This is a genomic window from Neobacillus sp. BP17, from assembly GCF_059579525.1.
Window position 1 is genome coordinate 4,068,315 of the sequence record NZ_CM184198.1, and the last position, 12,929, is coordinate 4,081,243.

Sequence of the window (12,929 nt, forward strand, 5' to 3'; positions counted from 1 at the left end):
CTGATTTATTTTTGGTGTACTGGAAGGGGGGTACCCCCCTTCCAGTACACCAAAAATTCGCGCTTCGCGGTTGCTATTTCTTCTCTTCTTGGTCCCGAATTATTCTTCTTCTTACTTCCTCAGCATAGTCCATTAAAACCGCACCAATTAATCGGAATGCGGATTGTGTATTAGGAAATATTCTAATTACCTTCTCTCTTCTCCGGACTTCCTCATTGATTCTTTCTAACGAGTTCGTACTTCGAATATGTGTATGGTATTTTGGTTTTTCATTTAAATATTGAATGGCATCTTCGAAGCCTTCTTCTAATATCTCTATCGCTTTTTCTAGTTTTGGATTATCTCCCAATTGCCCAATGAACTCATTTTTATATTTTCTTGCCTCTTCAACGGTCGTTACCTCAAATATTCTTTTTAAACCCATTTTCACTTCGTCCATGCCTTTTTTGGGCATATGCGTAATGATATTCTTTTTGAAATGCACTGTGCATCTTTGCCAAGAGGATCCAACAAACTCTGTACCAATGGCAGACTTTAACCCCTGATGTGCGTCAGATATAACTAGCTTAGGTGATTGTAGTCCTCTTGACTTTAGGTATTGGAAAAATCGTTGCCAGGCTTCAGTGCTCTCCCCATGATCTACTCTTAAACCTAGAATTTCACGTCTATTGTTCTGGTCAACGGCCGTTGCGATATATACAGCTTTAGATACAACACGATTATGTTCTCTTACTTTGATATACATGGCATCGGCAAAGATATAGGGATAGTACATCGTATTCAGAGGTCGACTTGCCCATTGATTCACTAAAGGATCTAGTTTTTCTGTGAGTGTAGATACAAATGATTTAGACACCTTTTGCCCACAGAGTTGTTCCACGATCTTTGAAACTTTTCTTGTAGAGACTCCATTCACAACCATTTCAAGCATGGCTAATACGAGAGCTTGGTCACAACGAGCATATTGTTCAAACACGGTAGTCGAAAATTCTCCACTGCGAGTACGTGGTACTCGAAGAGTAATTTTTCCAATGCCAATAATTAGATCACGTTCATAATATCCGTTGCGGTAGTCACGTCGTAAGTTAGAACGTTCATAGGATTCTGCTTGCAAGAACTCATCACGTTCTTTTTCCATAAAAGAATTTAATACCAAAACGATGGACGCTTTGATGACAGCGTCTATATTAGAGTTCATAACAGAATCTTTTAAATCCTCGATATTTAGGTTAAACTGTACTTGAGTCATAATTACTTCCTCCACATTGTTTAATTAGCCGTTAACATTGTAACCATGAGGAATTAATTTGACTCATTTTCTTTTTACACAATTATATGGGCTTAATCGACTTTTTTCCATTAAGAAGGTGATAGACCGAATAAATGGTCCGTTCCTTATTTAATTGTTTTATACTATAAAGAATGATGGATTCAATTTGGAGCATACGAACCTCCCATCACTTATTTCGCACATATTCGACCAAAAACACCATTTTCTCTCTTTATTCTACCATGAAATAAAGGATCTTGATGCCCAAAAATGTGGAAGATTTAGCAAAACACTTGGATAAACTAAAGTGATAAAGGCATTTTTCTATTGAAAAGTTGACGATACAGTTTTACAATAGATATGAGTTATCCGTTTTCATATTAATAATGGAAATGAGTCTTATTTTTTTAATTTACTGGGAGGTTTTTTTCATGGCAAAGTACACAATTGTTGATAAGGAAACATGCATTGCATGTGGAGCTTGCGGCGCGGCAGCACCAGATATCTATGATTACGATGATGAAGGTATCGCATACGTAACACTTGATGATAATGAAGGAATTGTTGAAATTCCTGATGTATTAATCGATGACATGATGGATGCTTTCGAAGGCTGTCCTACTGATTCCATTAAAGTAGCAGACGAAGCTTTTGATGGCAATCCAACTAAATTTGAGTAATATTTAGGATAATCGTTTAAGCTACTGCCTCTCTCCTATTTAGGTGAGGGGCCTTTATTTTTGTTTACAAAATAAAACAGGAGGAATGATTCCCCCTGTCCTTTAGCTACTTAGGCGCTTTTAATAGTAGTAAATTTATTGATCCATGCTTGCATCCGTATGAACAGAAGCATGAAGATGATGGACATCATGACTCCTTTTAAAAGGTTAAATGGTAAGATTGCTGGCAATACTAAATTCCTCATATCTGGAAAGCCCATTAGAACGGTATATGCAGGTAAAATTACCAAGTAGTTTAAAATACTCATCATAACTGCCATGATTGCCGTACCAAAAATTAATGCTAGCGTCATACCTTTTCTAGTCTTAAGTCTATTATATACAAAATAGGTCGGCAGGATAAAAACAATTCCCGCAACGAAATTGGCTATCTGCCCCACCGGGATTCCTGTTTGACTACCTGTCTGAATATAATTAAGGACATTTTTAAAAAACTCAACTAAAATTCCTGCAATCGGTCCAAAAATCAATGTGGCAATTAATGCTGGAATGTCACTGAAATCGACAAACAAGAAATTTGGGAATAGCGGCAACGGAAATTGTATGAGCATTAACAGAAAAGCAATACTACTCAGCATTCCTATTGACACATAAGCCCTAACGTTCATTTTCCTCTTTTTCTGCATTTTCTTCATCTTCCTCTCTCCTTTTTTTGATCCATCGCGTTAAGGAAGAGAGGTTCAGCAACAGACGAGACCAATGTAAATAAAAACTCCCTCAGCAATAATTTGCTTAAGGGAGTTTACAAAGGCACGCTTAATAAACGTTCATTAATATAAAATTTTTTGAACGTCTGCAGAACCTCCATCTTCTCCCATCCAGACTATACTGTCGGCTTTGGAATCTCACCAAATCCTGCCATAAAACGGCTCGCGGGCTTATGAGTTTTACTCAAATACCGCCGATCGGGAATTTCACCCTGCCCCGAAGATAGATCGATATTAAATTACAATTTCAATTATACTGCAGAACTTATCTTTTGTTAAGTAAAAGGTTTCACGTAACAAGACCCGCAGAAAATAGTCTGCGGGTCTTGCTGCGTGAAATTAATGTATATTCAATATTTGTTTAGGTTTGATCAAGTCGGTGGAAAGGTGGTTTAACTCTTTAATCCGGGTCACCGAGATGTTTTTTTCCCTCGAAATCGAATACAATGTATCACCTTGTTTGACGATATATTGCTGGTTTGTCACCTTGATTTTATCCTCATGATTGAATTTAATATGTGAGCTCGCTTCTAATACAACGCCATTGCTTGCGGCAATCCCTCCGCGTACTGTCTCCCCGGTGTCAGCTTTTCCTAATATCTTTTCTGGATCCAATGCAAACTTCTTATCATATCTCCATTCTTGCTGATGCGTTTCAAAATGGAGATGTATCCCTGTAGCTTGTCCAGTTTCCCCCATTTTTCCTATTACTGTACCTTGCTTAATCTTTTGTCCTTGTAACACGTTTCTCTTGTTTAAATGTGCATAGACAGTTACTAAATGACTTGGGTGTTTAATAAACACTACGTTTCCATATGTATTAGAGTAATAAGATTTCACCACCTGTCCGTCAGCAACTGCTAGTACAGGTGTATTTAATTTTCCAGCGATATCAATTCCCTTATGCTTACCCATCCTTGTTCCATATGTATCAGAAACTATACCATCTGCAGGCCATATCCATCCATCCTTAACCTTTTTATCAACCTGCATACTAGCTTCGGAATGTTTTCCTCCTAAAAATAACAAACTGACACATAGCGCCATAATTAGGGCTATAATAACCCTTTTTATGTAATCTCGCATTTTCTTTAGTCACTCTCCTTATTTCTTTTCCTCCTCCACACAATATGTAGTATTTTTCACCTTTAGAACATAATCCTTATCGGTGGAGTGATTAGGCATACTTGTTATAATTTGGAGAAATGATAAATAATATTCATTAAAAAATCAACCTTTAACGGTTGATTAAGTAAATTATTGTAATGTCCGTTGATTCGGAGCCAGCGGTACTTTATTCTCTTTTGACAGGTCAAATGGACCAAGATTTTTTGTTGGCGGGTTCGTAATAAAGACTTTTTCTAATCCGAATTCTTTTGCTGTTAATAACAGTGACTCATAAGCGTGGATTGTTAGTTGATCATCTTGAAGGCTTGTTTTATCCTCCATTGATACAATTAACGTTTTCTCTTTAATAGACACCACATTTATCGGAAGTGCAGGTAAAAGTGAACTTTTTAATCCTAGTGCGGGCTGATCTTTTTTCATTTCCTCAACAGCCTTCTTAATATCTTCATATTTTTCTATAGATGGGACTAGGAAGGGTATATCATTACCCTCAGAATAATAAAAGAAGTAGGCATGATTCTTTTGTTTCTGTACACTCACTTCGTCTTGATGACCATAATTCCCCAATTCAATACCAGGTTCACCATTGGTTGAAAATCTTATTTTTTTTAAATCACTATTGGAGGAGATATCCTTTTTCAGAACATTAATGAAATTTGTTTCTGTCGCTGATCCTTGTCCATACTGATGGTTTGATGGAACATCGACTAAGATACCATTATTTTTTTCATCAAGTTTCAATGAAGCACTAAGAGGATAGAATTCACTTAATCCCCATTCCTGCTCCTTTAAATTCACCATATTTTCATTAAATAACTCCAGCCATGTTTTCTCATTTGAATCATTAATTATTGTTGAAACGGGTACAAGGATTTGTATTTGCGGGTCAGGAATCCAGTAGGTTAATACTTTTCCATCACCCACTTCTTCATCATAAATAGCCGTTTTCGAAGTTTGAGTTTTATCCGCTCCTGAAAATGTCCTTGCTTTTGGACTTGCATCCTCCTTTTTCAATGCAATGGTTGAATTTTCATCTGCCTTTTGTATGTCTCGCTCTACAGATGATTTTTCTTGACCAGCGTGATCCTTTGAATATTGTGGCCCGACCATTAATTTAGGAATTAAGATAAAGAAGATGAGCAAGGCAGCAACAGTAGCAAGACCAGGTACCAGCCATTGTTTTGGTTTCTTTTTTCTTATGGGAAGATTTTCGTAAATGTCACGAGGATTGCGATCATCTTGTATTTTAGGCATCTGCCTTAATAATTCTTCGAGCTGCTTATCGCTCCACTCTGACTTTTTCACTAGTTAATCCCTCCTTTTCATAAGAAAGTTCCATATGCTTCTTCAATACCTTTAACGAACGGTGTTGTGTAGTTTTCACCTTACTTTCAGTCCATCCTAGTGCTTGGGCTGTTTCAGAAATAGATAAATCTTGTATATACCGTAGAATTATTACAGCTCTTTGATCCAGTGTGCAATATTCAAGGCAAGTATATACCCATCTGATTTCTTCCCTTTGTACTGCAATTTCTTCTGGAATCGGATATCCGTCTTTCAGTTGATCAGTTGACCAATCGAATTTTTCCAGTAATCTTCCTTTCCATCCTTTTTGTTTTCGGAAAAAGTCTATAGCTACATTTCTCGCAATCGAAAAAAGCCATGTTTTCTCACTGCTTTTCCCTTCAAAACGACGATAGGATTTAAATACCCTTATATAAACCTCTTGGACAAGATCCTCTGCTTGTTCTTTGTTTCTAACCATATAAAATAGAAATTGAAAAACGTCGTGATGGTATTTTTGATAAAGTTCATCGAAAACGGAGTCCATCCATTCCCCTCCCCGTTCATAATATTAGTCGATTTATATGTATAAAAAGTTTCACCTTATAAATATAGACTTTTTTGTGACAAAATGAAAGGTATTATTTGGAATAGATTTCCTAAAGATATGACAAAAAAACTCATCCTATTTTTATGGATGAGTTTTTGATTGAACAATATTTTATTCTTAAATGTTCCCCGTGAATCAAGAACAGTCGGCAAAAAACTTGTTCATTTTACTATTTTCGAGGTACTAAAAAGGAAAATGTCGTCCCCTGTCCGAGTTTACTTTGAACCGAGATATGACCATGATGTGCATCAATAATATTTTTTGCTATGGCTAGTCCAAGGCCTGTTCCTGCTCTTCCTCTAGTTCGAGCCTTATCAGCTTTATAAAAGCGCTCAAAAACGAACGGCAAGTCTTCTTCAGGAATACCAGAGCCAGAATCCTTTACTCCAATCATGATTCCCTTTTCTTCAGATCCGACACTTAATTTAACTGATCCACCTTTAGGTGTATGTCTGATTGCATTATCAATTAAATTAGTGAGTACCTGTTCGATTCGATCAGGATCAAAAGAAATAGAGGTGATTCCATTTTCAATCTCCACATACAATCGAATTTCATTATCTTTAGCTAAACCCTGAAACTTATGGATTATACGATTAATAAATGAAGAAATATCAATTTCTTCCATTGTTAGTTGAAGATGACCCGCTTCCATTCGCGCCAGATCCAGTAACTCATTTACAAGCCGGCCCATCCGCAATGATTCATCGTAGATAACCTTTGCCATTTCCTTTTTCTCTTCCTGGGATTCAGCAATATCATCTACAATCGCCTCACTATACCCTTGTAACATCGATATAGGGGTTCTAAGTTCATGTGAAACATTTGCAATAAAATCTTGTCTCATCTTATCTAGCTGCCGTTCCTCTGTCATATCCCTTAAAACAGCAACAGCACCGCGGATAAAACGGTTACTATATAAGGGGCTTACTAAGATGACCCAATGCCTGCCTTGAAACGAAATCTCACCAATTTGTTCAGACTCAGTATCTACTGCTTGTTGAAATAGATCCATTACCTCCGTTGGGATAGCCTCAGAATCAGCACTAAATACACCCATTTCATAATACCAATATTGTAGAAAACGGTCAGCCGGGGGATTAGTAATTAAGATTGTACCATCCCGATTAAAAGTAATAACTCCATCTGCCATACTACTTAAGATACTTGATAGCTGTTCTTTTTCTTGGCTGAGTGCACTCATATTGAATTTCAATTGTCTGCCCATTTGATTAAACGCAGTTGCTAATTCACCAATTTCATCGTGAGTGAGGATTGGAACTTTGGTATCAAACTTCCCTCTAGCCACTTCAAATGCTGCTTCCCTCATCTTTCTTAACGGAGCAGCAATTCTTGTAGATAAAAAGAATGCAAAAATCGTTGTAAGAATAATTGCAACGCCAGCCACAAGTAGAATAAATTTTGTTGTTTCATGAGTAGTTTCCTGCATGACTTCCATTGATTGATAAATAAATACAGCACTATGCTTTTCGCCAGGAAGATGCAAAGGTACACCGATAATCGTAAACTTTGTTCCCTTTCCATCATCATCATTTTTATTGAACGTAAGTGTGGAAACCTTTTCTACATTAACGTCTCTTTGAAAGACCTGTGATAAATTTGGGTCACTCTTAATATCTGTCAATGATAATCTTTTCGTCTTTTCTGTGTTTGGAGAGTAGTAGATTTCATTATCATTTTTGATGATGACAACATTATTTACTTTATCGATAATTTCCCAGGATATCTCTAATCCAAGTGATAATTCCCCATTAGTATGGCTTTCTAAAACGTTAGCAATCTTCTCGGCTGTATTGGTTAAATCCTCTTTCATCCCAAGAGTATTGTAGTTTTGGAAAAATTCGAGAAGCATGATTGTTAAGATGAAAAGCACAACTGAAACTAATAAAAGAATTGTTAACCATAGCTTTCCTACAACACTTCTTAAAAAGGTCATTCATTAATAACCTCAAATTTATAGCCTACACCCCAAACTGTAACGATCATTCTAGCAGCCGGCTCGGAAACTTTATTTAATTTTTCACGGAGACGCTTTACATGTGTATCTACTGTTCGCAGATCTCCGAAAAACTCGTAATGCCAGACTTCTTTAAGTAATTGTTCCCGGTCAAAAACCTTATCAGGCGCTTTCGATAAGAAATAAAGTAATTCATATTCTTTTGGAGTTAAACTAACATCTTTACCATTAGCTGATACTCTGTGTGCATCATTATCAATTGTTAAGTGCGGAAATACAATGACGTCTTTAGTTGTTGTTTCCGTTTGCAGGTAACTAGTTTGTGATGATCTTCTTAACAACGCTTTAACCCTTAAGACAACTTCCCGGGGACTGAATGGTTTAACAATATAATCGTCTGTTCCCACTTCGAATCCTTGAACTCGATTGATTTCTTCCCCTTTTGCTGTCAGCATGATTACTGGCGTTGCCTTTTTTTCTCTTAATTCACGACAAACTTCAATTCCATCCTTACCAGGCATCATTAGGTCGAGGAGAATGGCATCATAATCATTAGCAAATGCTTTCTCTAATGCCTCATTCCCGTCTTCCGCTTCATCAATTATATAATCTTCTCGCTCTAAGTACATTTTTAATAAGCGACGAATTCTTTCTTCATCATCTACCACTAAAATTTTCACGTCTTTATCCATTAATAATCCCCCCATGGAGTTTATTTTACAAAACACTATTGTTTTATGCTATAATTTCCTGCTAATTCACCTGAAAAGTTGTGTCAATATTTTGACAAACTATAAACATCTGAGTTTTAAAAAGGCCCTCACTTTAATAAAAGTGAAGGCTATAAAATTTAGCTTTAAAGCAATTTAACCTGCATAGGAATGGAGTCCAGCAATAACAAGATTTACTGCAACCAGGTTAAACATAATTATGACAAAACCAATAACAGCTAGCCATGCGGATTTTTCTCCATGCCAGCCTTTTGAAAGACGTAGATGTAAAAATGCTGCGTAAAACAACCAAGTAATTAATGCCCATACTTCTTTTGGATCCCAGCCCCAAAACCGCGACCAAGCCATTTGGGCCCAAATCATTGCAAAAATCAGGGCACCTAGAGTAAAAACAGGAAAACCGATTAACACAGATCGATAGCTGATTTCATCCACAAAGTCTAGTTTAATATTTTTTACAATCGGCTTAAGTGCCGCTGCAATTCGCTTTCTTAAAATTAATCTAATGACGCCATAAATAACAATCCCCGCCATCAATGACCAAATGACTGTATTTAATTTTTTTGCATTAATAAAAGCTGGAACCTCGAACAAAGGTTTAAATCCATCTTTAGTTACTAATTCTCCTTCATGTGGACCAGAAAGCGCAGGCATTGTATATTCAAGCACAGACGCGTTATCGTGTTTATCAATCCAATTAAATTTTTCATGATAACCCAAACCAGAAAAAATGGAGGAAACAGCAACAAATCCAATGACTGCAACAAGTGCAAACATCACCATTTCAAGCCAAAAGGTTTGTTTGCTTGATTTGGTTTGGTCAATTGCCTTAACAAGATAAATAAGCCCAGCAGCAAAACTAATCGCTAAAATAGCTTCCCCAATTGCCGCAGTCGTAACATGAATATGTAGCCAATAACTTTGCAGCGCAGGAATTAGTGGCGAAATATCCTTCGGAAACATACTTGCATAAGCGATAACCAAAATAGCCACAGGCATGGTAAATAATCCAAGTAATGTAGTTCGATAAATAAAATATATAACAATAAATGCACCGACTAGAGCCATTCCGAAGAATGTTGTAAACTCAAACATATTACTTACTGGAGCGTGTCCTGCCGCAATCCATCTCGTAATAAAATAACCTAATTGGGAGATAAAACCAATAATCGTTAAAAAGACTGCTATTTTCCCCCACTTATTGGTTCCTTGCTTTTCTTCCCCTTGCTTTTTGGATTTAATCGACCCGCCAAAAAATAGGGTTGCAACTAAATATAGAATAAAAGAAATAAATAATAAATTACTACTTATTGATACCAACTAGACTCCCCCCTTATCCGATTCTTCTAATTGAGTTTGATCAATTGGCATTTTAAGATTCGTATCTGCCAATACACCTTCAATTTCTCGTTTTAATCCATACCAATTTTTATTTGTGTGCGCAGCAATCCAGACTTCGCCGTTTTTATTTTGAAGCCAAATGCGGCGATGATTCCAATAGGCACCTTGAATGACACCAATCATAAAGATGATTCCACCTATAATAATCACCCAAAGGGTTGAATCTTTACGAACAATAAAGCCTGAAACATTTGTTGTTTCGATTCCTTTGAAGGACATCTTATATTGGTTATCACCAAATGGTTCAATTGTTTGCTTGATGGCTACAAAACTTGTTTCTCCTTTTGGCTTATCAGGAGTCACCATCCGAAAGACAAAAGCAGGGTTGTTGGGTACCCGTGATTTAGTGGTTGGCTCGCCATTGTCTGCAAATTCAAAGTCAGGAAAATAGTTTAGTATTTCAACTGAGTAGCCCTTTCCGAGGTCATATTTCATCTTCGGATCTCTTAGGTCAACTGTAAGTTCGCCCATGGATTGGTTTGTCTTTTTATTTGTCAAACCAAATGACATTTTATTTAATTCATTCCTGAATGAAGCCTGGAAAACCGAATAGCCTTCATATGTGAGTGGTAAATTTACACGTACCTTATAATCTTCAACCTTTTTAAGGGTTGGTTTCTCTCCAGGGAGATTTTCTCCAACTCGTTTATATAGAACAACGTTAGATTGATAATTTTTTACAACTTCCCCGGCCTTATCAATCGCCTTTTCAAAGGTTTTATCTTTATTTTTATCGTAATGCTCCAGAATGAACTTGTTATTTTGAAGATAGAACTTTCCATCCGTCTCTGGAACAACAGCTGTTTCACCTTCACGCACCCAAAGGTCCTCGTTAACATACATTCCTGGAATAAAGCGCAGCATACCGCCGAATAAGAAAATAATTAAACCGACATGGTTTACGTATGGACCCCAGCGAGAAAATCGACCCTTTTCCGCTAGAATATCTCCATTTTCTTCTCGAATATTGTAGCGCCGTTCTTGTAAATGTTTCTTAACGATTGAAAAATCACTTTCACTTGCTGATTCGTTCACCCCGAAAACACGCTGACGTTTTAAAAAACCTTCATGTCGAGTTACTCTTTGGGCTTTAAGAGCCTTATATAATGGCACAACACGATCAAGACTACAAATGACTAGCGATATTCCAATCATTGCAATCAAAACTAAGTACCACCAAGAACCATATAGGTTATTAAATCCCAATTGGTAATATAATTTACCAAACCAGCCATATTCTTGTTCGTAGTATACATCTGGAGGTAAATCGATATACATTTCTTGAGGCAATATGGTACCAAGTGATGAGGCAATTAAGGTGATTATAATCAGCCAAACGCCAACTTTTACTGATGAAAAAAAGTTCCATATTTTATCAATAATCGTTTTATTATATGTTTGTGAACGGCGTGCACTCCCTTCATAACGCATATCAATAAGCTGTTCTGTAGTAGATTGAACGATCAGCTCTTTTCCACATGCTTCACATAAAACGGTTCCATGGGGATTCACATGCCCACATTCACATTTAACATCCTTCATTCGAAAAAACTCCCTACAACCTTAAGGTTTAATTTTCTCCATAAACTCCCTTACTTTTTCTTCCGTGAGTTCACCAGTATAATAATTTACAACTTCGCCATTCTTATCAATTAAAAATGTAGCTGGAAGCGGATCAATACCATAAGTATTCATGACTTCTTTATCCGTATCAATCATAATTGGAAAATCCAGTTTTAAACGCTCTGCAAATTGATTAACTGCGAGTTCAGATTCTTGAATATCTACTGTCAAGACTTGAACACCTTTGTCTTTATACTGATGATACTGATTATTAATATAAGGCATTTCCTTTTTACATGGCGGGCACCATGTTCCCCAGAAATTCAGGAATACCCCTTGTCCACGGTAATCTGAAAGCTGATGCTTTTTTCCTTGCATATCGACCAATGCAAAATCAGGAGCCTGTGCACCTACCGCAACTTTTTGTTTCGTATCGTTTGTAAAATTTTGATACAACGTATAAACAACGGCAGCACCTAGTAATAGTAAGATGATGGATCTTATAACTAATCGCCGTTTTTTCATAAGAAAACCCTCCCATAACCACTTGACACAGTTTGTCTAATTATAGCATTTCTCAATATATTCACAGTGTTAACGCAGAATGTAATTTGTGACGGTTTTATGAATTTTTTTTGGCAGACCCCATCCCGAGTGCTCTAAGTTGCTTTACTTCATGTGGTGTCAGTTCTCTTGCGTCACCTGTTCTTAAACCACTTAACGTTAAGAAACCGTAGCGTTCACGCTTTAATTTCACCACTTCATGGCCAATCGCTTCGAACATCCTTCTAACCTGACGATTTCTACCTTCATGGATGGTTATTTCAACGATTGCAGTTTGTTTTTTATTATCTGCCGAGAGTAATTTCACTCTTGCAGGGGCCGTTTTACCATCTTCTAGACGGATACCCCTTTCTAGTTTCCTTAAATTTTCCTTTAAGGGAATTCCTTTAACTTTTGCTACATAAACCTTATCAATTTCATTTTTAGGATGCATCAGTATATTAGCAAATTCCCCGTCATTGGTTAGCACTAGTAAACCTGATGTATCATAATCAAGACGTCCAACGGGATAAATTCTTTCTTTTAGATGCGGAAAGAAATCTGTGACTACTTTTCTGCCCTTATCATCATTAACACTTGAGATAACTCCTCGTGGTTTATATAAAAGGAAATAAACAGGTTCTTCTTTCTCAATCTGAATTTCATCTACTTCTACCCTATCAGATGCAGAAACTTTCAGTCCAAGTTCCGTAACAACCTTTCCATTAACCTTTACGCGCCTTTCTTTTATTAGGTCCTCTGCTTTTCTTCTAGAAGCAATGCCCGCCCGAGCAATTACTTTTTGTAATCTTTCCATTGTTCCACCTCGAATTTATCTATATAAAACGATTTGACAGCAGCAAACTGCATCCTATCCTTATGAATTATGACACAATTCCTTCACTTTTCAAAGTAACGGATATTATTACAGAAAAATAAAAATAGCATGTCCAAAGAACATGCTACAATCGTGT

Annotated in this window: 12 protein-coding genes and 1 riboswitch; of the genes, 1 reads left to right on the forward strand and 11 read right to left on the reverse strand. The window is 36.8% G+C overall.

The genetic code is table 11. The annotated features are described in order from the left end of the window. Nucleotides 1-73: 73 nt before the first annotated feature. The gene (locus AC4QJR_RS19810; RefSeq protein WP_496523458.1) at nt 74-1,249 is read right to left on the reverse strand and encodes an IS256 family transposase; all 1,176 of its coding nucleotides are present in this window, start codon (nt 1,247-1,249) and stop codon (nt 74-76) included. 452 nt (nt 1,250-1,701) lie between these two features. Here AC4QJR_RS19810 and AC4QJR_RS19815 point away from each other — a divergent pair, with 452 nt between their 5' ends. Next, nucleotides 1,702-1,950, forward strand: coding sequence for a ferredoxin (locus AC4QJR_RS19815; RefSeq protein ID WP_098574836.1), 249 nt, complete (start codon nt 1,702-1,704; stop codon nt 1,948-1,950). Nucleotides 1,951-2,060: 110 nt separating this feature from the next. On the opposite strand, the gene AC4QJR_RS19820 is transcribed toward AC4QJR_RS19815, so the two are convergent. From AC4QJR_RS19820 to rluB, 10 genes are all read right to left on the reverse strand, one after another. Beyond that, the gene (locus AC4QJR_RS19820; protein ID WP_098574837.1) at nt 2,061-2,645 is read right to left on the reverse strand and encodes an ECF transporter S component; all 585 of its coding nucleotides are present in this window, start codon (nt 2,643-2,645) and stop codon (nt 2,061-2,063) included. 167 nt (nt 2,646-2,812) lie between these two features. Next, a riboswitch (FMN riboswitch) is annotated at nt 2,813-2,946 on the reverse strand. 110 nt (nt 2,947-3,056) lie between these two features. Beyond that, a complete protein-coding gene (locus AC4QJR_RS19825; RefSeq protein WP_496523949.1) occupies nt 3,057-3,803 on the reverse strand; it encodes a peptidoglycan DD-metalloendopeptidase family protein in 747 nt (248 codons plus the stop codon). A gap of 171 nt (nt 3,804-3,974) precedes the next feature. After that, entirely contained in the window at nt 3,975-5,150 is a 1,176-nt protein-coding gene (locus tag AC4QJR_RS19830; RefSeq protein WP_496523950.1) for an RsiX family anti-sigma factor, read from the reverse strand. Then, nucleotides 5,125-5,676 (reverse strand): RNA polymerase sigma factor SigX, encoded by a 552-nt coding sequence (gene sigX, locus AC4QJR_RS19835; RefSeq protein ID WP_496523951.1) that lies wholly within the window; start codon nt 5,674-5,676, stop codon nt 5,125-5,127. Before sigX ends, AC4QJR_RS19830 begins: the two co-directional genes overlap by 26 nt. Before the next feature lie 232 nt (nt 5,677-5,908). Further along, nucleotides 5,909-7,696, reverse strand: a complete 1,788-nt coding sequence (locus tag AC4QJR_RS19840) for an ATP-binding protein (RefSeq protein ID WP_496523952.1) — start codon at nt 7,694-7,696, stop codon at nt 5,909-5,911. Beyond that, nucleotides 7,693-8,409 (reverse strand): response regulator transcription factor, encoded by a 717-nt coding sequence (locus tag AC4QJR_RS19845; RefSeq protein ID WP_098574842.1) that lies wholly within the window; start codon nt 8,407-8,409, stop codon nt 7,693-7,695. The genes AC4QJR_RS19840 and AC4QJR_RS19845 overlap by 4 nt, the downstream gene beginning before the upstream one ends. Nucleotides 8,410-8,583: 174 nt before the next feature. Then, the gene (gene ccsB, locus AC4QJR_RS19850) at nt 8,584-9,768 is read right to left on the reverse strand and encodes a c-type cytochrome biogenesis protein CcsB (protein ID WP_496523953.1); all 1,185 of its coding nucleotides are present in this window, start codon (nt 9,766-9,768) and stop codon (nt 8,584-8,586) included. Continuing rightward, the gene (gene resB / locus AC4QJR_RS19855) at nt 9,769-11,391 is read right to left on the reverse strand and encodes a cytochrome c biogenesis protein ResB (protein WP_496523954.1); all 1,623 of its coding nucleotides are present in this window, start codon (nt 11,389-11,391) and stop codon (nt 9,769-9,771) included. It lies immediately after the preceding gene. A gap of 21 nt (nt 11,392-11,412) precedes the next feature. Next, nucleotides 11,413-11,937, reverse strand: coding sequence for a thiol-disulfide oxidoreductase ResA (gene resA / locus AC4QJR_RS19860; RefSeq protein WP_098574845.1), 525 nt, complete (start codon nt 11,935-11,937; stop codon nt 11,413-11,415). Nucleotides 11,938-12,034: 97 nt separating this feature from the next. Next, the gene (gene rluB / locus AC4QJR_RS19865) at nt 12,035-12,772 is read right to left on the reverse strand and encodes a 23S rRNA pseudouridine(2605) synthase RluB (RefSeq protein WP_098574846.1); all 738 of its coding nucleotides are present in this window, start codon (nt 12,770-12,772) and stop codon (nt 12,035-12,037) included. Nucleotides 12,773-12,929: the final 157 nt, after the last annotated feature.